Raw genomic sequence first — 26,279 nt, forward strand, 5'->3', positions numbered from 1 at the left:
GTGGACTAGGAGCAATCCAGCCACAATTGGTGTCGCGCATCCTGCAATAACAAAAAATCAGCTTTCATGACCGCATCGCTTTTTGCCGCCGAACAGGGTGTTGGCTCGAAGGCCATCGTCCTGCTGCATGGTTTCGGCGGCTGCCACGATGTCTGGCGCGAGGTGATTTTCTCCCTGGCGCCTTCCACGCACACGCTGGCCTATGACCTGCCGGGGCATGGGATGTCGCTCGATTTTCCCTCCGCCGGTCCGGCCAAGGTGGCGGCAAGGGCCGTGCTCGCCGATCTCTCGGAGCGTCGCCTGAAGCGCGTTCATCTCGTTGGTCACTCGATGGGCGGTGCGGTGGCGGCGCTGATGGCGTTGGCCGAGCCCGAAAAAATAGCCTCGCTGACGCTTCTGGCGCCGGGCGGCGTTGGCCCCGAGATCAACGGACCACTGTTGCGTCGCTATGCCGGCGCAGCCGATCGGTCCGAGATCCGGGCCTGCCTCGCCGCCATGTCCGGGCCAGGGACCCGGCCCTTCGATCGCACCGTGGACGCTCTCTGGGAAATGCGCAGGCGACCCGCCCAGCTGGAAAAACTCGTCGAGATCGCAGCCGCCATGACCATGGACGATCGGCAAGGCGTCATCCCGCACGATCGTCTCGACGGGCTGAACATGCCGGTGATGGTGGCGTGGGGAACCGACGACGCTGTGCTGCCCTTCACCCAGGCGGATGATCTGCCGGCGCATTTTCATGTGCACCATGTGCTGGAGGCCGGCCATATGCTGGCCGAGGAAGCACCCGACCTCGTTGCCGAGATCATTCGCCGCAACACCAGTCGCCGCGCCAGGCCGCATCGCCTGAAATTCTCCGCGGCGGCCAGCTGACCTTTTTTCGCACGCAACAACCTTCCTGAGCACCTCGATCCCGTTGATCTCGCCAGTGCATTTTGCCGGCGGCTGTGTTAACCCCCTGTTAACCAAACCCGCGAGGCAAACGCCATGAAGGAAGCAGGCGAGAAGACCATCGACCAGTCGAAGAAACTGTCCGATGCCATCCGTGATGTGAAAAATGCCTTCGCCGACCGCGACGATGTCGTCGTCGATATGCGCGAGGCGCATCGCATGCGCCTCGATCTGCTCGCCGCCGAGCTGGCGCCGGTTTTTGCTGATGTTCCGGCCGACATGGACAATTTCGATTTTGTCGTCTCGTCCGGCTTGCAGCCACGCCTGTGGATCGACGCCGTCAGCCATGTCGCCATGGGACGCGACCGCCGCACCTATCGCTTCCTCAAGGACACCCGCATCGGCCGGGTCGTCCTTGCCGAATCGACTGAGATGAAGCCGGTTGTCGATTCTGTGACGCGCTACGTCGCCGAGCGCATCGTCGAGCGTCAGAGGATGATGGAAGGCGGGGTCGAGCCGGCTGTCGCCGGCATGAAACGCGCCGATGTGCCGGAAGCCGAACCGCCACTGCGTGCGACGACGCGCAGCAAGGGCTGGTCGGCCTTTCTGTCCGGGCTCGGCTTGGTCGCTGCCGGCGCACTGGTCGGACTGATAGTGTCGGTTGTCCTGTTCTGGGACCGCATCGTTGCCATGGGTCTCAGCTTGCGGCCATAGCGACCTCGACGCCAAGCTCCAGCGTCTGCAGATCGGATGGCGGTATGGACGGCCCGGTCAGGCCGCGCCGTGTCAGCCGGATCCGCCAATTGCCCTTTTCACCGTCGATGTCGAACAGATTGTACTGCGCCGCCGGGTGCTTGCCGCCCGGCGCCTGGCCTGCGGCAGCGACGCCGACCGCCGGGATCCTGACGCCTCGACCGCCAATGAAGAACAGCGACGGCAGATGCGAATGGCCGTGCAGGACGAGTTCGGCGCCATGGCGGCGAATGATCTTGTTAAAGCGGGCGATGCCGAACAGCCGCTTGTGCTGCGGGACAGCGCCGCGCACCGGCGGGTGATGGATCATGATGGCGCGAAACAGTCCCTGCCGCGCCGCGGCATCGAGCAGCTTGCCGAGCCGCTCCGCCTGGCCTTCCATGAAGAAGCCGTTGGCCATGAAGGGCGCTGTGGCGCGTGCCGTCGAGACGCCGATCAGCGCGACATTGCCGCGCACGCGCAGATAGGGGAAGGCGTTGCGGTCGACCGGCGTGTTGATGCCGTCGCCGCTCATCCACGCCGCCCAGGATCGGCAGACCTTGTCGAAGGCGCCGGGCACATAGGCGTCGTGGTTGCCCGGAACGACCGAAACGTCATGCGGCGATCCCAGCGTCTCCAGCCAGTGTTTGGCCATCTCGATCTCGCCGTCGAGCGCCAGGTTGACCAGGTCGCCGGTGACGGCGAGGTGGTCGGGCGTGTTCGCCTTGATGTCGGCGACGATCGTGTCGATGACGGCGTCATGCATATGGCGGCGGCGGTTGCGCTGCCAGTTGACGTAGCCGAGCACGCGCTTGGAGGCGAGATCGCGATAGGATACATCGGGGAGCGGCCCCAGATGGACATCGGAAATATGCGCGAGCCTGAACATGCATCCTTCATAGGCGACAGGCGCCCCGCTTTCCACTCAAGCTTTCCTTACCACCCACGGTTTCGCACCTGATGGCGACTGACCCGGAAAAGGCCTTCCGCCAGACCGGCTGGGCGGGTCTAAGGGCCAGGCTGTTCCACCTCTATTTCGTGCTGCGGCGGCCGATGACGCTTGGCGTGCGTGGCCTGATCTATGACACGGCGTCCAGGTCCGTCTTCCTCATTCGCCACACTTATGTGCCGGGCTGGCAGCTTCCCGGCGGCGGCGTCGAAGTCGCCGAGACGCTTGCCGAGGCGCTGGCACGCGAGCTGGCCGAGGAAGGCAACATCGCGCTGACCGCCCCGCCGGTGCTGAGGTCGATGCATTTCAATCGTCGCGCCAGCCGCCGCGATCATGTCGGCTTCTACCTGATCGAGCATTTCAGCCAGACGGCGCCAAAGCTGCCGGATCACGAGATCGCCGAAGCCGGCTTCTTCCCGCTCGACCGCTTACCTGAGGGCACGACGCCGGCGACGCTGCGGCGGATCGCCGAGGTTTTTGGCGGCGAGCAGTCTTCGCCCTACTGGTAGATCAGGCCGCCGCCTTCCTGAACCGCGCCCGGTCATGCCGTGCGGCATAATCCAGGTCCGGCCCGACAGGCACGATCCGCGTCGGATTGATCGTCTCGTGGCTGCCGTAGTAATGCGCCTTGATGTGATGCAGGTTCACGGTACCAGCCACGCCAGGCACCTGATAGAGATCGCGCAGATAGTTGGACAGGTTCGGATAGTCGGCGATGCGGCGCAGATTGCATTTGAAATGGCCGACATAGACCGGATCGAAGCGCACCAGCGTGGTGAACAGCCGCCAGTCGGCTTCGGTGATACGGTCGCCGACGAGATAGCGCTGTTTTGACAACCGCTCTTCCAGCGTATCCAGCGCCGCGAACAATTCGGCGAACGCCTCTTCATAGGCGCGTTGCGTGGTGGCGAAGCCGGCGCGGTAGACGCCGTTGTTGACCGCGGGATAGACCAGCGCATTGACGCGGTCGATCTCGCGCCGCAGATCCTCGGGATAGAAGTCGAGGCTGGCATCTCCCCATGCGTCGAATGCCGAATTGAGCATCCGGATGATCTCGGAAGATTCGTTGGAGACGATGGTCTGCTCCTTTTTGTCCCACAGCACCGGCACCGTCACCCGGCCCGAATAGTCGGGATCGGCTTTGGCGTAGATCTGATGCAGGAAATCGAGGCCGTAAAGCGTGTCGCCGGTGGCGCCGTCCTGCGCCACGAACGTCCAGCCGTGGGCGCCCATGAAATGATGCACCACCGACACCGATATGATGCCTTCCAGCTTCTTCAGCGCGCGAAAGATCAACGTCCGGTGCGCCCACGGGCAGGCAAGCGAGACATAGAGATGATAACGCCCGGGCTCGGCCTTGAAACCGCGCGTCCGGCCTTCGGACGGCGCCCCGTCAACGGTGATCCAGTCGCGCCATTGCGACTGCGTCCGCATGAACCTGCCGCCGCTGTCCGCCGTGTCATACCAGCGATCCTGCCACCTGCCTTCAACCAGCAATCCCATGCAAATCTCCTTGCGTCCTGCTGGTTCATGTAGGCGCAAGGTTGCCCTGTCGAAGACGTCAGGTGCTGAACAGACCGTCACTTGGCCGAAACGGCGGACAAACACGGCCGATTGCAGCGGCGGGAAATTGATGCTAGCGGACAATCCGCATGTTCGACTTTGCTTTGATCCGGTTTGACCGACGACGAAAGGGCGCCCGCGCTTGATGAAGCGCTGACTGGCGAATGCTGCCGTTTGCAGCAAACCTCTCCTCCTTACCGGAACGCAAAGACCATGAGCCTTGCCGACGTGAAATACCTGCCGGAGACCCCGGCGCATGACCTCCAGATCGAAGCCATCAACGACGAAGCCTTCGGGCCCGGCCGCTTTGTGCTGGCCGCCTACAAGATCCGCGAAGCCGGAGGGCACGAGCGCTCGCTGTCCTTTGTCGCCGTCGATGGCGACCTTGTCGTCGCCTCGGTGCGCATGACCCGCGTCGCCGCCGGCGCCGGTCGTGCGCTGATGCTCGGGCCGCTTGCGGTGCGGCCGGCCTTCAAGAATCTCGGCATCGGCCGCCGGCTGGTGGCGATCACGCTGGAGGCGGCCGCCAAGGCCGGTGCGCCCGCGGTCATGCTCGTCGGTGACGAACCCTACTATGGTCCGCTCGGTTTCAAGCGGATCCCGCGCGGCCAGATTTCGATGCCGCGCCCCGTCGATCTCGACCGGCTGCTGTCGCACGAGATCGCGCCGGGCGCGCTCGCCAGGCTCTTGGGCGAGGTCTGCCACGCCGATCAGGCCAGGGTTGCCGATCCAATCGCTGCGATGGCTTGACCTTTCCCGTCGATCTGGCACCTGATCCGCCCCACTGTTCCTGAGATCAAAGGATGACGCCATGAACCCGAACGGCCAGATCGCGATCGTCACCGGCGGCGGCTCCGGTCTTGGCGAGGCGACGGCGCGCGCGCTGGCCGCCAAGGGCGCCCGCGTCGCCATCTTCGATGTCGGCATTGACCGCGCGGCCAAGGTCGCGGCCGAGATCGGCGGCATTGCCGTCCAGTGCGACGTCAGCAGCGCCGACAGTGGAACCGCTGCACTCGCCGACGTCGCCGCCAAGCTTGGCGAACCGCGGATCCTGGTCAATTGCGCCGGCATCGCCATTGGCGTGAAGACGATCGGCAAGGATGGTCCCCATCCCCTCGATCAGTACCGCAAGGTGATCGAGGTCAATCTGATCGGCACGTTCAACATGATCCGCCTCGTCGCCGAGCGCGCGTCGAAGCTCGAGCCGCTGCAAGGTGGCGAGCGCGGCGTCATCGTCAACACCGCCTCGGTTGCCGCCTATGACGGCCAGATCGGCCAGGCCGCCTATGCGGCGTCCAAGGGCGGCGTCGTCGGCATGACGCTGCCGGTGGCGCGCGACCTTGCCCGTTCCGGCATCCGCGTCTGCACCATCGCTCCCGGCATCTTCAAGACACCGATGATGGCCGGCATGCCGCAGGAGGTGCAGGATTCGCTGGGCGCCGCCGTGCCCTTCCCGTCGCGCCTCGGCGAACCATCCGAATATGCCGCTCTCGCCCTGCACATCATCGAGAACCAGATGTTGAACGGCGAGACCATCCGCCTCGACGGCGCCATTCGCATGGCGCCGAAATAGCCGGCCATGAGCACCAGCCTGTCCGCTGCCGGCAAGACCGGTCCGCTCGCCGGGCTGAAGGTGATCGAGATGGCCGGGCTCGGCCCCGTGCCGCTGGCCGGCCTGTTGCTGTCGGAAATGGGCGCCGAAGTGCTGCGCATCGAACGGGCGGCGACGAGCCAGCTCCTGTCGCTGCCGGATGAATACAACATCGACCGCCACGGCCGCGCCCTCCTGTGCCTCGACCTGAAGCGCCGGGAAGGCACCGATCTGCTGCTGCGCCTTGCCGAAAAGGCGGACATCTTGCTCGAAGGGTTTCGTCCCGGTGTCATGGAACGGCTTGGCCTCGGCCCGGAAGCGGTGCTGGCGCGCAACCCGGCGCTGATCTACGGCCGCATGACCGGCTTCGGCCAGGACGGCCCCCTCGCCGGCCGCGCCGGCCACGACATCACCTACCTCGCCTATTGCGGCGTGCTACACGCAATTGGCCACGCCGACCACCGTCCCGTCCCGCCGCTCAACCTTGTCGCCGACTATGGCGGTGGCGCCATGATGCTGATTGCCGGTGTGCTGGCCGCCTTGTTCCAACGCTCGCGCACGGGCAAGGGGGAGATCATCGACGCCGCGATGGTCGAAGGCGCCTCGATGCTGGCAGTGCCCCTGCACGCCTTGATGGCGGCCGGGTTGTGGAGCGAAAAGCGCGGCACGAATCTGCTCGATTCCGGCGCCCCCTTCTACGACACCTATGAGACGGCGGATGGCGGGCACATCGCCATCGGTTGCCTCGAGCCGCAATTCTTCGCCGAATTCGCCAGCCTGCTGCCGCTCGACGAGCGCTTTGTATCCGGCCAGTACGACGAGGCACTGTGGCCGTCGATGCGCGCGGCCATTGCTGATCGGGTCCGGCAGAAATCGCGCGACGACTGGGACCTTCTGTTTGCCCAAACCGATGCCTGCGTTGCCCCCGTCCTGTCGCTGCAAGAGGCGAAGCACCACCCGCACAATCGGGCGCGCAACGCCTTTGTGACGGCGGGTGCGTTTGAGCGCCCTGCCCCGGCGCCGCGTTTCTCCGGCTCGCAGCCGGCACCGGCGACCAAGCCTGCCGACAGCGATCTCGCCCCCTCGACGGTGCTGGCGCGTTTCGGCTTTTCGAAAGCCGAGGTCGACGACCTTGTCAAATTCGGTTTGCTGACCGATAACTAGAGAAGAAAAATCAACTTACTGCGGTGATGCCTTGGACGAGCCGAAGAAGGACGTGATCCGTAAGACGGACGCCGAAGCGATCCGGCTGGCGAAGACGCTTCTGCGCAACGCCCGCTTTGGCGCTCTGGCGGTGATCGAACCGCAAACCGGCTCGCCGCTGGCCAGCAGGGTCGGCGTGGCCACCGACATCGATGGCGCGCCGCTGATCCTGGTATCGATGCTCTCGGCGCACACCGGCGCCCTGCTTGCCGATCCGCGCAGCTCCCTGTTGCTTGGCGAACCAGGCAAGGGCGACCCGCTGGCGCACCCGCGCCTGACACTGGTCTGCCAGGCGGCACGGCTTGAGCGCGGGTCAAGCGAACACGCCCGCGCCGAGCGCCGTTATCTCAACCGCAATCCCAAGGCGAAACTTTATGCCGGTCTCGGCGACTTTTCGATCTTTCGCCTCGAACCGCAACGCGCCAGCCTCAACGGCGGCTTCGGCAAGGCCTATCAGCTCGATCAGTCGGATCTGCTCACCAGCGGACCGATCGTCGAGGAACTGGCGACGAGCGAACAATCCGCCATCGACCACATGAACGCCGACCATCTCGACGCGATCGCCGTCTATGCAAGGCATTTCACGAACGTGTCCGGCAACGGCTGGAGCGTTGCCGGATTCGATGCCGATGGTATGGATCTGGTGTCGGGCGACGATGTTTGCCGGGTCTTCTTCCCACAACCCTTGGCGGCAGCACGCGAATTACGACACGTTCTGGTCGAAATGGCCAGGGTCGGCCGGGCCTCGGTCGACGCCGGGACTGGACTTAATTATGTTTGATCAAAAGCAACACTTGAGATTTAAATGAAATGCTCTACCTTTCATTGGTGACGCTGAATCGCATGCGCCGATTCACGAGTGAGTTTATGGAATCAGATGCCATTGCCCCCATGGCGTCAGGATGAACAAGAAGCATGGGGGATCGATGGTCTCGACAAAGCTAATCGTCAACGCCGAATCGGCGGCCGAATTTCTCATGCTGATGGGCAATGAGAAGCGGCTGTTGATCATGAGCTATCTCGCCGACGGTGAAATGTCGGTCGGCGCCATCGCCGAGAAGGTGATGCTCAGTCAATCAGCCCTGTCCCAGCATCTGGCTAAGTTGCGCGCTCTCGACCTCGTCGAGACCCGCCGCGACCGGCAGATGATCTACTATTCCTGCAAATCCGACGCCGTGCGCGAACTGCTCGACATGCTGGACGGCATTTTCGGCAGCGGCAAGGATGACCTGTCCCAGATGGCGCACCGTTTGCGCCGTGCCGGAACCTGACCGTCCGTAGCCGCTTACCTCGCCGACGATTTCGAGCGACATGCGCCCATCCGGGCGCATGGAGGTAGCTGGTCGTTTTCAGAGCGACATGCGCCCATTCGGGCGCACAGAGATAGCTGATCGTCCCTAATTGTCGCATCGTGCTTTCCGAACCAAGGGAAGCGCCGGCGATCGGTCTTTTCGGGCCAAGGCGACAGCCGCGAGGAACGCATGGATCCCATTCGCATCGACGACCCGCAAGATCCGCGCGTCGCCGCCTATCTCGACATCCGCGAACGCGATCTCGCGGGCCGGCAAGGCCGCTTCGTCGCCGAAGGCAAGGTGGTGTTGGACCTGCTGCTCTCGGCCGGGCGCTTTGGCGCCGAATCGGTGCTGGTCCTGGAAAATCGGCTGGCCGGTCTCGAGGATATCCTGCGCAAGGCGCCGGCGGATCTCCCGGTCTATGTAGCCACCAGCGCGGTGATGGACGCAATCGCCGGGTTTCATATGCATCGCGGCATCCTGGCCATGGGCCGCAAGGGGGCGCCGCAGTCGGCAGATGCCCTGCTCGATGCCTTGCCGGCTCATGCGCTGGTCGTGGTGCTCATCGGTATCGCCAACCATGACAATATGGGCTCGATCTTCCGCAACGCCGCCGCCTTTGGCGCCGATGCGGTTCTGCTGGATGCGACATGCTGCGATCCGCTCTACCGCAAGGCGATCCGCGTTTCCGTCGGCGCCGCGCTCAAGATCCCTTTCGCATCGTTCACCGACACCGCCGGCTTCATGGCAATTCTCGCCCGACAGGGCTTCGAACAATTCGCGTTGTCGCCACGCGGGCGGACCGACATCCGCGATGCGCGGCGGAGCGAACGCCTGGCGCTCTATCTCGGTACCGAGGGCGAAGGTTTGCCGGACAGCCTGCTCGCAAGCCTGCACACCGTGCGGATCACCATGTCGGAAGGTTTCGACAGCCTGAACGTCGCAGCCGCCTCAGCCATCGCGCTGCATCATTTTTCGGCAAAAAAAGAGAGCTGATTTCAGCCGGTCGCGTCAGCCTTCTGCAAATCCCGCACGCGGTCGGCAAGACTGCGGTTGCCGGAGCGTGCATCCGACGGTGCCGCCAGCGCCTTGGCGATCGGCGAACCAGGCCCCTCGAGCTTGGCCGTCAGGTGGACGACCTCCGCCGCCAGTTCGTTCATCTGCTCGCGCAAGGCGGAGCTGCCGTCCGTGGGATTGGACGCGCTCAGCGCGGTGAGATCCGCCTTCAGCCGCTTGTTCTCGCGCGCCAGCACCGTCAGCCTGGCCTCAAGCCGTTCACGGTCGCTGTCGAGCTTGGCGATCGCCTTGTCGAGGTCATCGCCCTTGGCAACGTCGCCGCCCTTGCCGACCAGCCGCAAGGCCGGTGCGCTGTCCTCGGCTTTCGATTTTTCGCGCATGCGCGCCAGTTCCTTTTCGCGGCGGTCGAGTTTGTCTTCGCGATCGGCAAGTGTCGCCAGCAGCCGTTCGACCTTCTTGTCGAGCTCGGCGGTCCTTTTCGTCTCGGCTTTCAGGGCGTCTCGCGCGGCCTTGCTTTCGGCCGCGATCTCCTGGCCGCGCCTGTCCGCCTCCTTGCGCTGGCCACGCAGCAGCGCAATGTCACTGGCGAGTTTCTGCATTTCGGATTCACGCGCCACGAGTTCGATCTGCCGGCTGCTGGAGGAAAAACTCGCGTCGTCATACATACGCTCCAGCTTTCCCAGCTCGAGCGCGCGCTTTTCCAGCTTGCGTTCGGTTTCCTTCAACCGCTCCGAAAGCTGCTGCAACTCGCCCTCACGTTGTCGCAACGCTTGGTTCTTGACGCCGAGTTCGGTTAGCGCCTGGTTCTTGTCCATGCGCTCGACCGCCAGCCCCTTCAGGGCCTCGTGGCCGCGACCAATCTCGACGAGTTGTTCGGCCGCCTTCTCGCGCAACGCCTTGACGTTGATTTCGAGGCGACGCGTCGACATGGCGTACTCGGCGCGGATGCGGTCCTTGTCCGCCTGGATCTCGGTTTGCGTCAGAGGGATCGAGCCTTCGACACGTTTGCACGTCAGGGCGACGGCGCGACGCCATATGGCCGGAGCCACCATAAGCGCCAGAAAGCCGGCGCAGAGAAAGCCGAGGACGAAGAACAGGACCGACTGAACCAAGTGACTACCCGTTGTGGACGGCAACCATCAAACAATGCATGTCGCCCAAAAGTGGGAACCGGTTTTGGGACAACGACATGCAACAAGATAAAACCAAAAGCGCGTCGAGCGCTTTTGACTGTGCCACGTTGACATGGCGGAAATCCAGCGTTGCGGCAAGGGTTTGCCGCCACGGCACGGGTTTAATGCATGTCGCCCAAAAGCGGTCCTTTGGGAGAACGACATGCATAAGCCAAAGACCTTTAGCTCAGAACGGATTCCACGTGGCGCGCTCGGTGAGCTTCAGATAGCCGAGATTGACGCCAAGCCGGGCACCGACACCGGTGCGGATCGGCACCAAAATCACATTGTTGTTCTTCAGCACGTTGAAGCCGACACCAGCCACCACATAGGCCGAACCGGCGACGCCGCCATAGCGGTTGTAGAGGCTGCCCACATCGTCGAGATTGTAGACCAGCATCATCACCCGCGACCCCTCGCCGCCGAAATCCCAGCCGAGCGACGGACCTTGCCAGAACACTTTGTGATCGCCGGCATTCTTGGTGTAGAGTGTGCCTTCACCGTAGGTCAGGCCGCCGATCAGCGCGCCCGAGCCCTCTTCGCCCAGCAGATAGCCGTTGGGCAGGCCGTAGGAAGCAAAAATCTTCTCGACGACCGTGGCGAGCCCGCCCGACGTCGCGCCGAAGAACTTGTGACCGGAATCGACAATCTCCTGAGCGGTATATTCCTGGGCCCGCAGGGCTGAAGTCGAGAAGACGAGAACGCCCAGGAGCGTGACCGCCATTGAGAAGACACGGAGAAATGTCCGGTCAGAGAAGACACGGAGAAAGCTCCGGTCGTAGTATCGGGAAAACATGCTTCCAATCTCCGTCAGGGAGCACCTTCGCCGACGCCTCGCACCCCGTACGGCTCTTTTAGCCGGCCGTTAAGGGTAACTGTTACGGGCAAACTATGCCGTAATCCTTTTTCAACCATTAAGCTCCCACATGAACATGGCGGTTCGAAGGCTGTTTGGGGCGCACAGGGGGTCGACGGCCTGCGTGAACACGCCATTTTCCATAGCCACAATTTTGGATTTGTTGCTGCACGCACGGGCGCTGTGTATTCAGAAAGCCCGAGGAGAGAGCGTGATTCGTGTGGGCAGGCGACGATCGATCGCTCGGCCACGAGTAGTGAAATTTTGCAGGGATTTTCGCCGATGGCCGATCTGTTCACCCTTTCCGCACCCGATCTGGCAGCGCTTTTGTGCAGCCGGGTCTGCCACGACATCATCTCGCCGGTCGGCGCGATCAACAATGGGCTCGAACTGCTCGATGAAGGCGGCGCCGACGAAGATGCCATGAAGCTGATCCGTCAGAGCGCCCGCAACGCTTCGGCCCGCCTGCAGTTCGCCCGCATCGCCTTCGGCGCCGCTGGCTCGGCCGGCATGCTGATCGATACCGGCGATGCCGAAGCGGTCGCCATCGCCTTCCTCAAGAACGAGAAACCGGAACTGATCTGGAACGGGACCCGTGCGCTGCTGCCCAAGAACAAGGTCAAGCTGCTGCTCAACCTGATCCTCGTCGCCAACGCCGCCATTCCGCGCGGCGGCAAGCTTTCGGTGACGCTGGAAAACCTCGAGACCGAGCCGCGTTTCGCACTTGCGGCGGCTGGCCCGATGCTGCGTGTGCCGCCGAAATTCCTCGAACTGCATTCCGGCCTCAAGCCGGAGGAACCGATCGACGCGCACTCCGTGCAGCCCTATTACACGCTGCTTCTGGCGCGCGAAGCCGGCATGACGATAACGATCCACGCGACGCCGGAAGAAATCGTGCTTGCGGCAGCCTGATGGCGCAGTCGAGAAGCCGAAGTATTTTCACATCGAAGTCTGTAATGCCGGCTCGTCGGCATGAAATGCGCCTAATCGCCTAGGCAGCATTGAAGCATTCGCGAATAAAAGCAAGCAGCCGCCATCTTTGTAAAAATTTTACCTAACGCCTTTTCGGCTTCTTTACCAGATTGGCCTATGGTGCATCTTGGATGCCCCCGACGCTACCGGATTGCCACAAGGCAAAGAGGACCCGGAAATGAAACGCTGCATGTTCGTCGACGATTCAAGCGTCATCAGGAAGGTTGCAAAACGCATCCTGGGCGGTTCCGAAATGATTGTCATAGAGGCAGCCAGCGGACTGGACGCGCTGGAGATGTGCGCCGCCGACATGCCCGACATCATCGTCGTCGACGGCGCGTTGCCTGATGTAGCGGCGGTCGATCTCATCCGTCGCGTGCGCGCCATGGAGAGCCCGATAAAGCCGCAGATCCTGATTTCACTGGTCGAACTCGACATCGCTTCGATCATGCGGGCCAAGCGCGCCGGCGCCCAGGGTTATCTGTTGAAGCCATTCAACCGACCGCAACTGCTCGAGCGCTTTCGCACCTTGAAGATCGCACCTGATTCGGCGGCGTTGAGCAATTCCAGGAAAAGCGCGTGACGGTTTTCCATCCGGAATTGCGTAAAAAGAGATAGTTACCAGCCCATCACGCAAAAAACCCGGCCAGAGCCGGGTTTTTATTGAAGAAAGTCTGACGATGTCCGTCGCTCAGGCGCTGACGCGGATGTCTTCCGGTTCGCGCAGAACATAGCCGCGTCCCCAAACCGTCTCGATGTAATTCTGGCCGCCGGATGCCGCGTCGAGCTTCTTGCGCAGCTTGCAGATGAAGACGTCGATGATCTTGAGCTCAGGCTCGTCCATGCCGCCATAAAGATGGTTGAGGAACATTTCCTTGGTCAGCGTGGTGCCCTTGCGCAGCGAGAGCAGCTCCAGCATCTGGTATTCCTTGCCGGTCAGATGCACGCGCTGGCCGCCGACTTCGACAGTCTTGGCATCGAGGTTGACCACTAGGTCGCCGGTGGTGATGACCGACTGGGCATGCCCCTTGGAGCGCCGCACGATGGCATGAATGCGGGCAACCAGCTCATCCTTGTGGAACGGCTTGGTCATGTAGTCGTCGGCGCCGAAGCCGAGGCCGCGCACCTTGTCCTCGATGCCGGCCATGCCGGAGAGGATGAGGATCGGCGTCTTTACCTTGGAAAGGCGGAGCGTCCTCAAGACCTCGTAGCCCGACATGTCAGGCAGGTTGAGATCGAGAAGGATGATGTCGTAATCGTAGAGCTTGCCTAGATCGACACCCTCTTCGCCGAGATCGGTCGTGTAGACATTGAAACTTTCCGATTTCAGCATCAGTTCGATGCTTTGTGCGGTTGCACTGTCATCTTCTATCAGCAGAACACGCATTTCATTCCCCTTTTCTGCTGCCGGACCATTTCACGACCCGTCCGGACCCGGAGCAGTGGTTGCCTTGTGCAGAGGCTGCCATTAAATGGTTAACAAAACCTAATTTCCCGTCCACGACGGTACCAGATTTTTTAACCTCTTTCTACACCCTCTTGAATCCAATAACGAATCTCAGAACCAAATTCCTAATGCAACACATTAATAACCTGGACTAAGTGACTCCAGGGACTCATCGACGTCGCTTCCGCATCGGTGGCCGGAATTTTTACCCGGCCTTAAGTCCTGACCCGTATGATTAACAATGCCCGTAAACGAATGGTTACCGTCGGCAAAAAACTTTAGGGTTTTGTTTCCCATAGTTCGGGGAAAGCCGGTGGACACGGGTGCGGCCTGGGCCCTTCCAGGTGGTTTGGACGATAAGTGCGGGTGTGCGTTTCCGGGAGTACCGAATCATGAAGTCACGTGAAAACCTCGTTCGGCTGAAACAGTTTCAGGTGAATGAGAAGCGGCGGCAGCTGCTGCAACTCGACATGATGATCGCCGAGTTCGAGCGCATGGCCGTCGAGCTGGAGCTTCAGATCACCGCCGAAGAAAAGAAAGCCGGCATCACCGACATCAACCATTTCGCCTATCCGACCTTTGCCAAGGCAGCGCGTTTGCGTCGCGACAACCTCAGAAATTCCCAAAGCGACCTCGCCCAGCAGCGAAGCGCTGCCGAATCATTACTCGGCGAAGCTGAAGCGGAGCTTTCCAAGGCGGAAATGCTGGAATCGCGTGACACCAAGATTCGCGAAGCCGAAGTCGGCGGCCGCAGCGCCATGATCGGCTGAACACCCCGGCGCGTCAGCGGCACTTGCCACCCGGCAAGTGCATGTTCTCGGCTTCCAGCCTTGGTCGGAAGGCCACCAAGAGAACTGAGAACCGCCCTAAGCGGCCCTATCCTCTTCGCCATCGGCAATTGCCCTCGCACGGGCATCCTTGATGTCCGGTGCATGCTGCTCTGCCCATGATCTGATCTGGGTAAGCAGTCCCGCCAGGTTGTGGCCGAGCTCGGTCAATTCATATTCGACGCGCGGCGGGATGACCGGGAAGATCTCGCGCCGTACCAGACCGTCACGCTCAAGCACGCGCAGCGTCTGCGTCAGCATCTTCGGTGTGATGCCTTCGAGCTTGCGGGCAAGCTCGCCATTGCGCAGCCGGCCTTTGCGCAGCGCGCAAACCACCAGATAGACCCATTTGCTGGCCAGCATCTCCAGCACGGTGTGCGAAGGACACGTTCGCCGGAACGCATCATAGCCGAAACCGCAGTCGTCTTCACTATCCATGAGGTACGTATATATCAGAAAGGTACATACTAGACAAGGAACTATTACTATCCAAATGATAGTGGCACCCAACCAAGCAGGAGACATCTCAATGCGTGCCGTTATCCAGAATTCCGTCGGCGGACCCGACGTCCTTGTCATTGTCAATCAGCCCGACCTTGCGCCAAATGCCGGCGAAGTGCTGGTCCGCGTCAAGGCCGCGGGCATCAATCCGGTCGATGGCGCCGTCCGTGCCGGCTACTACCCGTTGCTCGGCGAACCGCCCTTCATCCTCGGTTGGGATATTTCGGGAACGGTCGAAGGGCTCGGCGCTGGCGTCACCGGCTTCAAGATCGGCGACGAGGTGTTCGGCATGCCGCGCTTTCCCAAACAGGCGGCGGCCTATGCCGAACTGGCGGCTGTGCCTGCTGATGAAATCGCCCTGAAACCGAAGGGCGCCGACCACCTCCAGGCAGGCGCCTTGCCGCTGGCCGGCCTTACCGCCTGGCAAGGGCTTGTTCGTCACGGAGGGCTGAAATCGGGCCAGCGCGTGCTGATTCACGCCGCAGCCGGCGGCGTCGGTCATCTCGCGGTACAGATCGCCAAGGCACACGGCGCTTTCGTCGTCGCCACGGCCAGCCCAGCCAAGCTCGATTTCGCCCGCAAGCTCGGCGCCGACGAGGTCATCGACTACACCAAGGGCGATTTTACCGACCAGGTTCGCGACATCGATCTGGTGCTCGATCCAATAGGCGGCGACCACGCCGAACGGTCGCTGAAGGTGCTCAAGCGTGGCGGCGTGCTGGTGTCATTGCTCGATGTCAGCGACGACACCCGAGCGCAGGCCAGTGCGCGCGATATCCGGGTCGAGCGTATGTCCGTCGTGCCCGACAGGGAGAGCCTGCTGGAACTGGCTCGGTTGATCGATGCGAAAAAACTAACCGTCCGTGTGGCGAAGAGCTTCCCGCTCGACCAAGCGGGGGCCGCTCACGCCTTCCTCGCCACCAAGCCGATCGGCAAGGTTGTGCTGACGGTCTGAGCGCCGGAACAGTGACCATGGAAAACAGAAGGGCGCGGGTTTACCCGCGCCCTTCGTCTAAATTCGCACCGGTCAGTGCCGGTATTGCTGGATGCGCGTCGTGCGCAGCCCGGCAAGGCCATATTCGTCGATCGACGCCTGCCAGGACAGGAATTCCTCGGTGGTGAGCTTATAGCGTTGGCATGCCTCGTCCAGGCTCAAAAGCCCGCCGCGCACGGCCGCAACCACTTCCGCCTTGCGCCGGATAACCCAGCGACGTGTGTTCGTCGGCGGCAGATCGGCAATCGTAAGAGGGCTGCCGTCAGGCCCGATAACGTATTTGACTCTCGGTCTAACCAGATCGGTCATCGTACTCTCTACAAAAAACTCAAAGACCCAATCCCCGCCACGTTACCGCCACAGCTTTAAAAATTGCCTAAGCAGACCCTAATGACTAGGTAAGGATCATGAACGCCGCGTTAGTCTTTTCACCGGCATTTGAAACATCCGCCTGGAAGCGGCAGCTGCGCACGGAAAATCCGCCCATTCCCCGGACCGGTCGCTGCCTGTCGATCGGCCCTGCAAGCTGGCGTAGCCGCAAAGCTTGACCTATATTCGCGTCATTGGCATTGAAGCGCCGCGCAGAACGAAAGAACCATGAACAGTCTCGATCTCCCCGGACGTCCCGAAAACACCCGCATCGTCGTCGCCATGTCGGGTGGTGTCGATTCATCGGTCGTCGCTGGCCTGCTGAAACGCGAAGGCTATGATGTCGTCGGCGTCACCTTGCAGCTCTACGATCACGGCGCGGCAACGCACCGGGCCGGCTCATGCTGCGCCGGGCAGGACATAGACGATGCCCGCCGTGTCTCCGAGACGCTCGGCATCCCGCATTATGTGCTCGACTACGAGGAGCGTTTCCGCAAGGCGGTCATCGATCCCTTTGCCGAGAGTTACGTCGCCGGCGAGACGCCGATCCCGTGCGTTTCCTGCAACCAGACGGTGAAGTTCGCCGACCTCCTGGCCACCGCCAAGGAGCTTGGTGCCGATGCGCTGGCCACCGGCCACTACATCCGCTCCGGCGCCAATGGCGCCCACCGCGCACTCTACCGGCCGGTCGATGCCGACCGCGACCAGAGCTATTTCCTGTTCGCCACCACGCAGGCGCAGATCGATTATCTGCGCTTTCCCCTCGGCGGCCTGTCGAAGCCGCAGGTTCGCACTATCGCCGAGGAGATGGGGCTTACGGTGGCCGCCAAGCAGGACAGCCAGGACATCTGCTTCGTGCCGCAGGGCAAGTATTCCGACATCATCGCCAAGCTGAAGCCGACTGCCGCCAATCCCGGCGACATCGTCCACATCGACGGCCGCGTGCTGGGCCGCCATGAGGGCATCCTGCGCTACACGATCGGCCAGCGCCGCGGCATCGGCATCGCTTCCGGCGAGCCGCTCTACGTCGTCCATCTCGATGCCGACCGCGCCCGCGTCGTGGTCGGCCCGCGCGAGGCGCTGGAGACGCACAAGATCTGTCTGCGCAACATGAACTGGCTGGGCGACGACCCGCTCACAGATGTCCCTGCTGGCGGCCTGGAGCTGTTCGCCAAGGTCCGCTCGACCCGATCGCCGCGCCCGGCCGTGCTGCATCATCGTGCCGGCGCCACATGGGTGGAACTGGTCGACGGCGAGTCCGGCATCGCGCCGGGCCAAGCCTGCGTGCTCTATTCCGACGACGGCAATGAGGCGCGTGTCTTCGGCGGCGGCTTCATCGAGCGTTCGGAGCGTGGCGCCGAGGCCGAGGCCATGCTGACCCGGCTTGCCGCCAGGCCGGCTCAGATTCCCGCCGAATAGGGGCTCCGTCCTCTCGGAGACCGTTTCGAAATTCGCTCTGGCGAGCCATATAGTGGTGTTTTCGAGAACCGGAGCGGAGCGGACATTTGGGTCCGTGAGCACAGTTCTACTGCGTCGACGCAGTAGAACGGGGAAGCGCAGAAAACGCCACTAGATGGCCGCCGGAGTAGAATTTCCAAACGGTCTCAGGATTTGGTGTGGGTGACCGTGCCGGCGGTCAGGATGCGCAGCACCCTGATCGCTTCCTCGCCGCTGGTACGCGGTTCGGCACGCGTCTCGATGCACTGGATGAAGTGCTCCAGCTCGCGTGTCAGCGGCATACCCTGGGCAACCGCGACATAGGACGGCTCATTGGTGGTGAAGGCCCATTGGCCGCTGTCCTGCCACACCGCGTGGCGGTAGACGGCTAGCTTGCGCTCCCATGGCTCGACGTCGTCGAACACCGCCATCGCCTTGGTGCCGACCACGGTCAGCCGCCGCTCGCGATAGGGATTGAGCCGCGAGGTGAAGAGATGGCTGCGCAGTCCGTTGGGAAAGCGCATGTGCAGATGCGCGAAGTCGCTGAGATTGTCGAGCAGCGCTGCACCCTCGCCGCGCACCTCGATCGGCTCGGTGCCGGTGATCGCCAGGATCATCGACAGATCGTGCGGCGCCAGATCCCACAGCGCGTCGTTTTCGGTATGGAACTTGCCGAGGCCGAGCCGGTGCGAGTGGATGTAGCGGACTTCGCCGAGCTCGCCCTTGTCGATCAGCCCCTTTAGGGTTTCGAAGGCGGGATGGAATCGCAAGACATGGCCGACCATGAAGACGCGGCCATTGTCCTTGGCCGCCTGTACCGCACGCTCGGCGTCCGCCACCGTCAGCGCGATCGGCTTTTCCACCAGCACGTCCTTGCCGCTCTCGACGGCACGCACGGCAAGGTCGGCATGGAATTGCGGCGGCAGTGCCATGACGATGGCGTCGATATCGTCACGGACGAACAACTGGTCCGGCTCGATCGCCAGGCAGTCCTGCTCGCTGGCGAAGCCTTCGGCGCGGGCCCGGTTGGTGTCGGAGACCGCGTGCAGCGCGCCGAGCGCCTTGAGAGTGCGGATGTGGTTGCTGCCCCAGTATCCGCAACCGAGGACTGCAATGCGCGGCTTCATCTGTTTCAAACTCTAAAAACTCGTGGCCGAGACATAGCGACGTGCCCCCTCGAACTCAACCCCGGCGGCAGCAACCAAATGTCTGCGCGGCAAAGCTTTTCGATAATGACGATAAGCCGGCAAGCCGGTTGCTTCGAAGCTTGACAGGCTCACCCTCCCAACCTTATATCCGCGCGACCTTGGCGAACGCCCCCGACATGCCTTTCGATTTGAGGCGGATTTCGGGCCTTTCGCCGCCCTGGCGGGGTAGCTCAGTTGGTTAGAGCACGGGAATCATAATCCTGGGGTCGGGGGTTCAAGTCCCTCTCCCGCTACCAAAATTTTGATTAACTCACTGAAATGTATACTAAAATCCCCACTAATGTGGTAGCAGCGTCTGACGGGATTTCACAATGAAATCAACGGAGCACCCACTCAGGAGCAGCCTTGAATTCACAAGTTGTGTCTCGCGATGCGTTTTAGCGAACTGAGCCATGATGGGCTCGGAGGATGGTAACAGGGGCAAAAGTCCGGTCTTTAGATGGTGGCGCATCGCATCCTTACGAGGTTTGGGAGGGGTGGGACGCTTGGGTGATTGGGGATGTCGAGCCTATCGCCGAGATAGTCCCAGAAGGTGATGCCGAGCTTGCTGCAGGTCTTTGCGAGGCCGAGAAAGGCATCTCGGCAAGCGCGGCCGCGATTGCTGCGGGTACCGCCGCTGATCTTGCGCCTGATCACTTGGCAGCGGATGTCGTTCTCGGAGCCGTTGGTATGAAGCGGGATGTCGGGCCGATCGAGGACGGTCAGCAACTCGGCCTTGTTGGCATGAAGCCTGGCCAGCAGTCGATCGAGCATGGCAAAGCCGGTGCGGCGCTTGAAGATACGGTCGAAGCGCGCCGCCATCTGAGCCTTTCGGCGGCGTGAGGGCTGTCGCTTGTAGGCATTGAGATCGCGATAGAATTGCCAGATCATCGATCGGATGTGCTTCTGGGCTTTGCGGTGCAGATCGCAGAAGGTGTCGAGTTTGTGGGCCAGACGGTAGTGGGTCAATTTGAAATGTTGCTGTAGCCCGGCCAAAACATCCAAATCAGCCAAGCGGCAACCGCCAACCAAATTGCAACTATCGCCGCCATGCCCCAATAGCTTTTCGGTCTGCCTTCGCGGCGGATCGCCTCTTGCCGGAACTCATCCATCAGCGGCGCAGAAATGAGCTTGACGGCAAGTAGGATTCCGAGCGGCACGATGATGATGTCATCAAAGTATCCGATCACTGGGATGAAGTCGGGTATGAGATCAATTGGGCTTAAGGCATAAGCGGCGACGGCGCCCGCTGTCAGCTTCGCATACCAAGGGACGCGCGGATCGCGCGCGGCTATCCACAGCGCCACCACGTCACGCTTTATGCTTCTTGCCCAGGTTTTGAGAGACGCGAAAGCCATCACACCTCTATCCGTTGCGTCCCGCAGATTTCAAACTGCCCCACTACCAAGGATTGCCAGCGATTCTCGGGTGTCGCTGCCTGCCAAAGCGCTCTTCCACCGCAACAGTAGCATGGCATTTGTGGTCACAAAGCACCGTCGCGCTGGTATCGGCTAGGACCTCGGGCCACAGACCGGTGATGCCTGTTGTGATCGTCACCAGAAACACCGCCTTCGCTGGCTCCCCGATCTCGAACGGCCCAACTATCCGTGGGGCGGCCTTTCCGCGACGATCCGAGTTAACTTGGTCAAAAGCGCTGATCCGATTTGGATGAAATGCGCGTCCTTGCGCATTCGAAAACTGTGAATTGACAAGCGCGCCGCGTCCTCGCCTGCTAACCGGGCAAACTAGGGAGGTGTAGATATGGCCTATTCATATCGGTGCAAGGACTACCCTGGAATGGAAGCCTGTCCAGGATCGTTTACGGCTGAGACCGAGACGGAGCTGTGGAAACACATCGAGCTTCACGCCGCCATCGCCCATCAGGAGAACCCAGAGCAGTGGTCACCGGAAGACCGGCAACAGATGAAAAAGCTCATTCAAGCTAGCTAAATTTTGCTTTTTGTAGAGGCCCGAACTCATTGATCCAATCATGCCGTTCACGACAACCGACCGTCGGACGGGATCAACCCTTGGCGGTCTCCTGCATTACGATGGCGACAATCGCGCCAGAGAGAAACGTCAATGCGGCGATCGACGTGATCGCCCATGAGAGCCCGAAGCGATCGGCGATGAGACCCGCGGAGAGCGCGCCGATCGCGTAGCCGAGATCGCGCCAGAACCGATAGACGCTGAGCGAGCGGGCACGCCAGGTTGGATGCGAGGCGTCGGAAACAGCCGCGATCAGGCTTGGATAGACCATCGCCGTTCCAAGGCCGAGAAGAAGACTGCCGACGAGCCACCATTCGAACCGGCTTGTGGCCGCGGTGAGAAACAGGCCGCCGGCCTGGATCCACATTCCGACGACGATCAGGCCCTTGCGCCCCCCGCGATCGCTCAACGGGCCGGTGACGATCTGCAGGATTCCCCACGTCGCGGGATAGATCGCCTTCAGGACGCCGATACGCTCGATGCCGAGGCCGAAGGACGCGAAGAACAACGGGAAAATACCCCAGCTCATGCCATCGTTGAGGTTGTTGACGAGGCCGGCTTGCGACGCCGCGAACAGATTGCGATCCCGAAACGAGGTCAGCGCAAAAACCTCCCGGAAGCTGATCGGCGCGGATTGCCGTGCGTGAGCGGATGCCTCCAGCCGGAGGTGGTCGCGGGTGTCGCGGATGAGCAGAACCGACAACACGGCACCGATGACGGCGTAGCCGATGCCGAGATAGATGGGCACGGGACGCAGACCGTATCGCGAGGCAAGATAGCCGGTGAGGAACGCCGTCACACCGACGGCGAGGTAGCCGGCAAATTCATTGAGGCCGACGGCGAGGCCACGCGACTTCGGGCCGACGAGATCGACCTTCATGATCACCGTCATCGACCAGGCGAGCCCCTGGTTGATGCCGAGCAGTGCGTTGGCCGCAATCACCCATCCCCAGTTCGGAGCCCAGATGATCATGAACGGGACCGGCAAGCCGACAAGCCAGCCGAGGACGAGAACACGCTTGCGCCCCCAGGTGTCGGCGAGCTGGCCCGAGACCAGATTGGCAAGCGCCTTGACCACGCCGAAGCTGACGATGAAGGAAACGACGAGTGTCGTCGAGGTGATGCCGAACTCTTCCGACCCGATGAGCGGCACGACCGTTCGTTCGACCCCGACCATGCCGCCGACAAAGGCATTCACCAGCATCAGGAGAGCAAACTGCCGCCAGTTTTCCTTGAGCCCAAGCCTGACGGTCGAGCCTGCTGGCTGCGAAACCACTGCCGTGTCGATCATCGGTCAGGCCGTGGCGGCGACCAGGCCGGCATTGGCGGCACGGTTGCGCGCCGCATCCGGTGGCGGGGGCGGTATGTCTGCGATCATCGTGGCGACGAAAGCCTCCTCGTCATCGATGCGGAACGCCTTGTTGAAGCGCTTCTCAAAGCCAATCGTCGATGTCGGCTTGCCGCTGAGCGAGCGCCCGCAGACCGAGCCGGAGTAGGCGCCGGGCAGCACCTCGACGTGATCCGGCAGTTGCTTGAGACGCCGCGCGCTGGAAAACAGCGTCCGCGCGCCGGCCTCGGCGCTGGTTGCCAGTTCGGTTCGTCCGAGATCGCCAACCATGAGCGTGTGGCCTGTCAGCACGAACCATGGCTCGGCCGCGCGCGTCTTGTCGGTGACCAGGAGCGAGATGTGCTCCGGCGTGTGCCCGGGCGTGTGCATGACGGTCATGATAACGTTGCCGAGTTCGAGCACGTCGCCGTCCTTGGCGCGCCGAAAGGGGAAACCGGCTTCCGCGCCTTCGAACAGCACATATTGCGCGCCGGAAGCCGCGGCGAGCGCCCGCCCGGCGGAAATGTGGTCGGCATGAATGTGCGTGTCGACCACATAGAGGATGCGCATGCCGGTTGCCTCGGCAACCTCGAGATAAGGCGCGATGTCGCCGACCGGATCGACGACGGCAGCGGCCGACTTGCCAGCGCAGCCGAACAGATAAGAGGCGGCGACGGGATCGGAATGGAGGAACTGACGGAGGATCATGGCTTGCGCTCCCTGCCTCGCTTCGGTAACATTCAATTATTCTGCTGAATGTTTCATCGAGAAGAGCGCATGTCAAGCATCGGGCCAAAACAAGCAATCTTCGCCAGCCTTGCCGAAGTGGCCCAAGCCCTCGGGCATGCGCATCGGCTGGAACTGCTGGAACACATCGCCCAAGGGGAACGGAGCGTAGAGGGACTTTCCGCACGGGTGGGCCTCAACTTCGCCAATGCCTCGCGTCACCTTCAAATCCTTCGGCGTGCGCGGCTCGTCGAGACGCGGCGCGACGGCAAGCATGTGCTCTATCGTCTTGCCGGGGATGCCCAGGTGATAGAACTGATGCAGGCGTTGGGGCGCGTGGGCGAGCGAAACGTCGCCGAGGTCAACCGCGTTATGACGGACTATTTCCATGCTCGTGACGCGCTGGAAGCGGTGTCGCGCGAAGACCTTATCTCAAGGCTGCATGATGGCCTTGTCACGGTCCTCGACGTTCGGCCGGAGGACGAATTCGCACTCGGACATCTTCCGGGCGCCCTGAACATCCCGCTCGCTGAACTTGAGCGCCGACTGGCCGAGCTTCCGCCGAACAGGGAGGTCATCGCATATTGCCGCGGTCCCTATTGCGTTCTCTCGTTCGAGGCTGTCGCGGCTCTGCGGTCGCGCGGCTACACAGTTCACCGACTCGAGGATGGCTATCCGGAATGGAAAGCTGCCGGGCTGCCAATTGAAACTGCAACCTGAATTGACACAGCACCCACAAGTGTCTGGCGGATGACATGATGCTGGCGCCGCGATGGATGAGCACGGCTTAAAAACTCCCTTACAAATGCTGCGTTTCGAAGTCAGCCTGAGCCGATGATGGCACGCTTGTCGCCAAATCGAGTGCTGGCGGATCGCGGCCAGTGCGAGCATTCTCTCCACTGATTGTCGAGCTGGTGCGATCCGCATGACGCAACTCACAACCACACTTACCTGTCCCCATTGCGGACATCGGGCTGCCGAAACGATGCCGGTCGATGCCTGCCAGTTCTTCTATGAGTGCAAGGGCTGCGGGACGTTGCTTCGGCCGAAGGCGGGGGACTGCTGCGTCTTCTGTTCCTACGCAGACGTGCCGTGTCCGCCGGTCCAGGAGGCGGGTGGACGGCCGGCGCCCTGCGGTGATGGGGATTGTCATTGTTGACGAAATCGCGCCAGGCCAAGCCGAGCGGTCCTGCAGCGCCGGGCAATCACGGGCTTGGGACTTGCAAAAGCAGCACTTTGCGATCAGCCTAGCGGATCATGGCCCGACTTTCGCCAAAACATCTGCTCGTCATGCTGCTCGCGGTCTTCCTGACCGCCGGGGTCAGCCTGTCCGCCGCTCAGGCCAGCGTCATGTCGGCCACAATGGCGATGGCCGCCGGCAGCGGCACGGCCATGCCTTCCGATGCCGGCATGGGCAAGATGGCCGGCGGCGCTATGAATGGCGGCTGCAAGGCATGCCCAAAGGACGCCGGCGACAAGGGCGGCCCGATGCATTGTCCGCCAAGCTGCATCGCGCCCGTGCTCGCCGTGCTGCCACAGGGCCTTGCCATGACCGCGACTCCGCGCATGCAGCAGCCGCCGGCCCTGCCCGCTCCATTCCTGCACGGGCGAAGTTCCCTGCCCGATCCATACCCTCCCAGAGCCAGCGCCTGACGCCGTTTCAGCCCTCTTGCGGCTGATCTTCGGCGCCTGATCGCCCTGAGCGCGCATTGTCGCGCCGTGGGTGCGCGTAGCAATCAGTTCGATGTCGAGCCGCTCGCCATCGATCGAGATCGCAAAGGGCTACAAGGGTGAATGACGATTTCCACTACATCGTGTCGCGTCGCGGATTTCTCATCGCGGCGACGGGTGCTGCCGTGTCCGCTTCGCTGCGTCCCGCCCGCGCCTCCACCGTGGACGAACGCCGGATCAGGGTTGCGCCGAGCCAAGCCCGGCTCAGCGGCCCCGGTGGTCCGCAGACCGCCGTCTGGGCCTATGACCGCACCGTCCCCGGCCCGGCGCTGCGCTTGCGGCAAGGCGAGCCGATCCGCATCACCGTCGAGAACGAACTGGATGAGGACACCACGGTGCATTGGCACGGCATCCGGCTGCCGAACGCCATGGATGGCGTGCCGGGCCTCACCCAGAAGCCGATCAAGCCGGGCGAAAATTTCGTCTATGAGTTCACGCCGCCCGACGCCGGCACCTTCTGGTATCACCCGCATGCCAACAGTCTGGTGCAGCTCGGCCGCGGCCTTGCCGGCGCGCTGATCGTCGAGGAGGCCGAGCCCGTCGCTGTCGACCGCGACCTCTTGTGGCTGCTTCAGGACTGGCGGCTTGCGGCCGATGGCCAGATCGCCGGCGGCTTCGGCAGCATGATGGATGCATCGATGTCCGGCCGCCTCGGCAATGCCGTCACCATCAACGGCGCGGCGCAGGCCGCCCTCGGCGTGAGGGCTGGCGAGCGCGTCAGGCTGCGGCTCGCCAATGCCGCGCTTGCCCGCATGATGGCACTGCGCTTCGAAGGCCACCGGCCGGTCGTCGTCGCCATCGACGGCCAGCCCTGCGAACCGCACGACCCGGAGGGCGGCCGTCTGGTGCTGGCGCCAGCCATGCGCATCGACATTGTGCTCGACATGCAGGGCGACCCTGGCAGCCGCCATGCCGTGATCGACGACTTCTATGACGGGCTTGCCTATGCGCTGACCAGTCTTGCCTATGACACGGCGCCGCCGCTCAGGGCGCATTCGCTCGACGAGCCGCTTGCCCTGCCGCGCAATCCGCTGCCCACGCCGGTCCTGGCGAACGCCGTGCGCCAGGAGATCGTGCTGCAGGGCGGCATGATGGGTGGCGGCAAACTCGCCGGCGTCGGCGGCATGATGGGCATGGGGATGCCCGGCATGAACGGCGCCCCCGCCTGGGCGATCAACGGCATGTCGATGACCGGCGACGGCCATGCCGGCATGACGCCGCAGTTCACGCTCGAACGGGGCGCGTCTTGCCATCTTACCATGCGCAACGAATCCGCCTGGTGGCACCCCATGCATGTCCATGGCTTCAGCCTTTCGGTGCTGTCGCGCAACGGTTCGCCGGCGCCGCATCGGCAATGGCAGGACACGGTGCTGATGGCCCCCAAGGACACAATCGAATGCGCCTTCGTCGCCGACAATCCCGGCGACTGGATGCTGCACTGCCATGTCGCCGACCACCAGATGGCCGGCCTGATGACCGTCTTCCGCGTAACCTGAACCCATTCATTCA

The 26,279-nt window shown here is 62.5% G+C and carries 31 protein-coding genes, 1 tRNA gene and 1 pseudogene; 20 read left to right on the forward strand and 13 right to left on the reverse strand.

Annotated features, from left to right (window positions below; translation table 11 throughout):
* Nucleotides 1-66 precede the first annotated feature (66 nt).
* The gene (locus tag ACFOJ9_RS24980; protein ID WP_378982293.1) at nt 67-870 is read left to right on the forward strand and encodes an alpha/beta fold hydrolase; all 804 of its coding nucleotides are present in this window, start codon (nt 67-69) and stop codon (nt 868-870) included.
* A gap of 114 nt (nt 871-984) precedes the next feature.
* Nucleotides 985-1,602, forward strand: a complete 618-nt coding sequence (locus ACFOJ9_RS24985; RefSeq protein WP_378982295.1) for a hypothetical protein — start codon at nt 985-987, stop codon at nt 1,600-1,602.
* On the opposite strand, the gene ACFOJ9_RS24990 is transcribed toward ACFOJ9_RS24985, so the two are convergent.
* Nucleotides 1,586-2,509 (reverse strand): metallophosphoesterase family protein, encoded by a 924-nt coding sequence (locus ACFOJ9_RS24990; protein ID WP_378982297.1) that lies wholly within the window; start codon nt 2,507-2,509, stop codon nt 1,586-1,588. The two genes, ACFOJ9_RS24985 and ACFOJ9_RS24990, sit on opposite strands and share 17 nt — an antisense overlap.
* 71 nt (nt 2,510-2,580) lie before the next feature.
* Here ACFOJ9_RS24990 and ACFOJ9_RS24995 point away from each other — a divergent pair, with 71 nt between their 5' ends.
* On the forward strand, nt 2,581-3,078 hold the full coding sequence (locus ACFOJ9_RS24995; protein WP_378982299.1) for an NUDIX domain-containing protein: 498 nt from the start codon (nt 2,581-2,583) through the stop codon (nt 3,076-3,078).
* Nucleotide 3,079: 1 nt separating this feature from the next.
* Here ACFOJ9_RS24995 and ACFOJ9_RS25000 read toward each other — a convergent pair whose 3' ends face one another.
* Nucleotides 3,080-4,072 (reverse strand): glutathione S-transferase family protein, encoded by a 993-nt coding sequence (locus tag ACFOJ9_RS25000; RefSeq protein ID WP_378982301.1) that lies wholly within the window; start codon nt 4,070-4,072, stop codon nt 3,080-3,082.
* A gap of 273 nt (nt 4,073-4,345) precedes the next feature.
* On the opposite strand from ACFOJ9_RS25000, the gene ACFOJ9_RS25005 reads away from it, so the two are divergent.
* The 6 genes from ACFOJ9_RS25005 (at nt 4,346) to ACFOJ9_RS25030 (ending at nt 9,214) form a co-directional block, all read left to right on the forward strand.
* Nucleotides 4,346-4,882, forward strand: coding sequence for a GNAT family N-acetyltransferase (locus ACFOJ9_RS25005; protein WP_378982303.1), 537 nt, complete (start codon nt 4,346-4,348; stop codon nt 4,880-4,882).
* Nucleotides 4,883-4,943: 61 nt separating this feature from the next.
* Complete coding sequence (locus ACFOJ9_RS25010) at nt 4,944-5,705, forward strand: 3-hydroxyacyl-CoA dehydrogenase (protein WP_109659617.1); 762 nt, start codon at nt 4,944-4,946, stop codon at nt 5,703-5,705.
* A 6-nt stretch (nt 5,706-5,711) separates the two neighbouring features.
* The gene (locus ACFOJ9_RS25015; RefSeq protein ID WP_378982305.1) at nt 5,712-6,887 is read left to right on the forward strand and encodes a CaiB/BaiF CoA transferase family protein; all 1,176 of its coding nucleotides are present in this window, start codon (nt 5,712-5,714) and stop codon (nt 6,885-6,887) included.
* Nucleotides 6,888-6,918: 31 nt separating this feature from the next.
* Nucleotides 6,919-7,707 (forward strand): HugZ family pyridoxamine 5'-phosphate oxidase, encoded by a 789-nt coding sequence (locus ACFOJ9_RS25020; RefSeq protein ID WP_378982307.1) that lies wholly within the window; start codon nt 6,919-6,921, stop codon nt 7,705-7,707.
* A gap of 145 nt (nt 7,708-7,852) precedes the next feature.
* Nucleotides 7,853-8,197 (forward strand): ArsR/SmtB family transcription factor, encoded by a 345-nt coding sequence (locus tag ACFOJ9_RS25025; RefSeq protein ID WP_378988033.1) that lies wholly within the window; start codon nt 7,853-7,855, stop codon nt 8,195-8,197.
* Nucleotides 8,198-8,407: 210 nt separating this feature from the next.
* Nucleotides 8,408-9,214, forward strand: coding sequence for a TrmH family RNA methyltransferase (locus tag ACFOJ9_RS25030; RefSeq protein ID WP_378982309.1), 807 nt, complete (start codon nt 8,408-8,410; stop codon nt 9,212-9,214).
* Nucleotides 9,215-9,216: 2 nt separating this feature from the next.
* Here ACFOJ9_RS25030 and ACFOJ9_RS25035 read toward each other — a convergent pair whose 3' ends face one another.
* Together ACFOJ9_RS25035 and ACFOJ9_RS25040 are read right to left on the reverse strand one after the other, a co-directional pair.
* A complete protein-coding gene (locus ACFOJ9_RS25035) occupies nt 9,217-10,347 on the reverse strand; it encodes a hypothetical protein (RefSeq protein WP_378982311.1) in 1,131 nt (376 codons plus the stop codon).
* A gap of 247 nt (nt 10,348-10,594) precedes the next feature.
* Complete coding sequence (locus ACFOJ9_RS25040) at nt 10,595-11,131, reverse strand: DUF1134 domain-containing protein (RefSeq protein ID WP_245270509.1); 537 nt, start codon at nt 11,129-11,131, stop codon at nt 10,595-10,597.
* Nucleotides 11,132-11,545: 414 nt separating this feature from the next.
* Between ACFOJ9_RS25040 and chpT the strand changes: the two genes are divergently transcribed.
* Together chpT and ACFOJ9_RS25050 are read left to right on the forward strand one after the other, a co-directional pair.
* Entirely contained in the window at nt 11,546-12,175 is a 630-nt protein-coding gene (gene chpT / locus ACFOJ9_RS25045; RefSeq protein WP_378982313.1) for a histidine phosphotransferase ChpT, read from the forward strand.
* A 238-nt stretch (nt 12,176-12,413) separates the two neighbouring features.
* Entirely contained in the window at nt 12,414-12,818 is a 405-nt protein-coding gene (locus ACFOJ9_RS25050; protein ID WP_378982315.1) for a response regulator, read from the forward strand.
* Between the two features lie 108 nt (nt 12,819-12,926).
* On the opposite strand, the gene ctrA is transcribed toward ACFOJ9_RS25050, so the two are convergent.
* The gene (gene ctrA / locus ACFOJ9_RS25055; RefSeq protein WP_006203583.1) at nt 12,927-13,622 is read right to left on the reverse strand and encodes a response regulator transcription factor CtrA; all 696 of its coding nucleotides are present in this window, start codon (nt 13,620-13,622) and stop codon (nt 12,927-12,929) included.
* Nucleotides 13,623-14,074: 452 nt separating this feature from the next.
* Here ctrA and ACFOJ9_RS25060 point away from each other — a divergent pair, with 452 nt between their 5' ends.
* Nucleotides 14,075-14,452, forward strand: a complete 378-nt coding sequence (locus ACFOJ9_RS25060; RefSeq protein ID WP_013529907.1) for a flagellar export protein FliJ — start codon at nt 14,075-14,077, stop codon at nt 14,450-14,452.
* A 96-nt stretch (nt 14,453-14,548) separates the two neighbouring features.
* Here the strand turns inward: ACFOJ9_RS25060 and ACFOJ9_RS25065 are convergent, their stop codons facing one another.
* Nucleotides 14,549-14,947 carry a winged helix-turn-helix transcriptional regulator gene (locus ACFOJ9_RS25065; protein WP_378982318.1) on the reverse strand — a complete coding sequence of 133 codons (399 nt, stop codon included), beginning with the start codon at nt 14,945-14,947 and terminating at the stop codon, nt 14,549-14,551.
* Between the two features lie 91 nt (nt 14,948-15,038).
* On the opposite strand from ACFOJ9_RS25065, the gene ACFOJ9_RS25070 reads away from it, so the two are divergent.
* On the forward strand, nt 15,039-15,965 hold the full coding sequence (locus ACFOJ9_RS25070; protein WP_378982320.1) for an NADP-dependent oxidoreductase: 927 nt from the start codon (nt 15,039-15,041) through the stop codon (nt 15,963-15,965).
* A gap of 72 nt (nt 15,966-16,037) precedes the next feature.
* Here ACFOJ9_RS25070 and sciP read toward each other — a convergent pair whose 3' ends face one another.
* Nucleotides 16,038-16,313 carry a CtrA inhibitor SciP gene (sciP, locus tag ACFOJ9_RS25075; protein WP_013529904.1) on the reverse strand — a complete coding sequence of 92 codons (276 nt, stop codon included), beginning with the start codon at nt 16,311-16,313 and terminating at the stop codon, nt 16,038-16,040.
* 288 nt (nt 16,314-16,601) lie between these two features.
* Between sciP and mnmA the strand changes: the two genes are divergently transcribed.
* A complete protein-coding gene (mnmA, locus tag ACFOJ9_RS25080) occupies nt 16,602-17,792 on the forward strand; it encodes a tRNA 2-thiouridine(34) synthase MnmA (RefSeq protein WP_378982322.1) in 1,191 nt (396 codons plus the stop codon).
* Nucleotides 17,793-17,977: 185 nt separating this feature from the next.
* Here the strand turns inward: mnmA and ACFOJ9_RS25085 are convergent, their stop codons facing one another.
* A complete protein-coding gene (locus ACFOJ9_RS25085; RefSeq protein ID WP_378982324.1) occupies nt 17,978-18,937 on the reverse strand; it encodes a Gfo/Idh/MocA family protein in 960 nt (319 codons plus the stop codon).
* 240 nt (nt 18,938-19,177) lie between these two features.
* Here ACFOJ9_RS25085 and ACFOJ9_RS25090 point away from each other — a divergent pair.
* Nucleotides 19,178-19,254: transfer RNA gene (locus ACFOJ9_RS25090), tRNA-Met, on the forward strand.
* A 199-nt stretch (nt 19,255-19,453) separates the two neighbouring features.
* On the opposite strand, the gene ACFOJ9_RS25095 is transcribed toward ACFOJ9_RS25090, so the two are convergent.
* From ACFOJ9_RS25095 to ACFOJ9_RS25105, 3 genes and pseudogenes are all read right to left on the reverse strand, one after another.
* The gene (locus ACFOJ9_RS25095) at nt 19,454-19,966 is read right to left on the reverse strand and encodes an IS66 family transposase (protein WP_378982326.1); all 513 of its coding nucleotides are present in this window, start codon (nt 19,964-19,966) and stop codon (nt 19,454-19,456) included.
* Nucleotides 19,963-20,358: a YkvA family protein gene (locus ACFOJ9_RS25100; protein WP_378982328.1), complete on the reverse strand. Its 396-nt coding sequence runs from the start codon at nt 20,356-20,358 to the stop codon at nt 19,963-19,965. The genes ACFOJ9_RS25095 and ACFOJ9_RS25100 overlap by 4 nt, the downstream gene beginning before the upstream one ends.
* A gap of 27 nt (nt 20,359-20,385) precedes the next feature.
* Nucleotides 20,386-20,569, reverse strand: a pseudogene (locus ACFOJ9_RS25105) (hypothetical protein); the annotation flags it as partial.
* Nucleotides 20,570-20,758: 189 nt separating this feature from the next.
* On the opposite strand from ACFOJ9_RS25105, the gene ACFOJ9_RS25110 reads away from it, so the two are divergent.
* Nucleotides 20,759-20,947 carry a DUF1059 domain-containing protein gene (locus tag ACFOJ9_RS25110; RefSeq protein WP_378982330.1) on the forward strand — a complete coding sequence of 63 codons (189 nt, stop codon included), beginning with the start codon at nt 20,759-20,761 and terminating at the stop codon, nt 20,945-20,947.
* Between the two features lie 73 nt (nt 20,948-21,020).
* Here ACFOJ9_RS25110 and ACFOJ9_RS25115 read toward each other — a convergent pair whose 3' ends face one another.
* Both ACFOJ9_RS25115 and ACFOJ9_RS25120 read right to left on the reverse strand, forming a co-directional pair.
* Nucleotides 21,021-22,277: an MFS transporter gene (locus ACFOJ9_RS25115; protein ID WP_378982332.1), complete on the reverse strand. Its 1,257-nt coding sequence runs from the start codon at nt 22,275-22,277 to the stop codon at nt 21,021-21,023.
* Nucleotides 22,278-22,280: 3 nt separating this feature from the next.
* Entirely contained in the window at nt 22,281-23,021 is a 741-nt protein-coding gene (locus ACFOJ9_RS25120; protein ID WP_378982334.1) for an MBL fold metallo-hydrolase, read from the reverse strand.
* A gap of 69 nt (nt 23,022-23,090) precedes the next feature.
* On the opposite strand from ACFOJ9_RS25120, the gene ACFOJ9_RS25125 reads away from it, so the two are divergent.
* The 4 genes from ACFOJ9_RS25125 to ACFOJ9_RS25140 all read left to right on the forward strand — a co-directional run bounded on the left by ACFOJ9_RS25125 (nt 23,091) and on the right by ACFOJ9_RS25140 (nt 26,266).
* Complete coding sequence (locus ACFOJ9_RS25125) at nt 23,091-23,759, forward strand: ArsR/SmtB family transcription factor (protein ID WP_378982336.1); 669 nt, start codon at nt 23,091-23,093, stop codon at nt 23,757-23,759.
* 205 nt (nt 23,760-23,964) lie between these two features.
* Nucleotides 23,965-24,198, forward strand: coding sequence for a GDCCVxC domain-containing (seleno)protein (locus tag ACFOJ9_RS25130; protein ID WP_378982338.1), 234 nt, complete (start codon nt 23,965-23,967; stop codon nt 24,196-24,198).
* A gap of 98 nt (nt 24,199-24,296) precedes the next feature.
* Nucleotides 24,297-24,692, forward strand: coding sequence for a hypothetical protein (locus ACFOJ9_RS25135; protein WP_378982340.1), 396 nt, complete (start codon nt 24,297-24,299; stop codon nt 24,690-24,692).
* Between the two features lie 137 nt (nt 24,693-24,829).
* Nucleotides 24,830-26,266 (forward strand): multicopper oxidase family protein, encoded by a 1,437-nt coding sequence (locus tag ACFOJ9_RS25140; RefSeq protein WP_378982342.1) that lies wholly within the window; start codon nt 24,830-24,832, stop codon nt 26,264-26,266.
* Nucleotides 26,267-26,279: the final 13 nt, after the last annotated feature.

The organism is Mesorhizobium cantuariense (assembly GCF_042647205.1).
Classification (GTDB): domain Bacteria; phylum Pseudomonadota; class Alphaproteobacteria; order Rhizobiales; family Rhizobiaceae; genus Mesorhizobium; species Mesorhizobium cantuariense.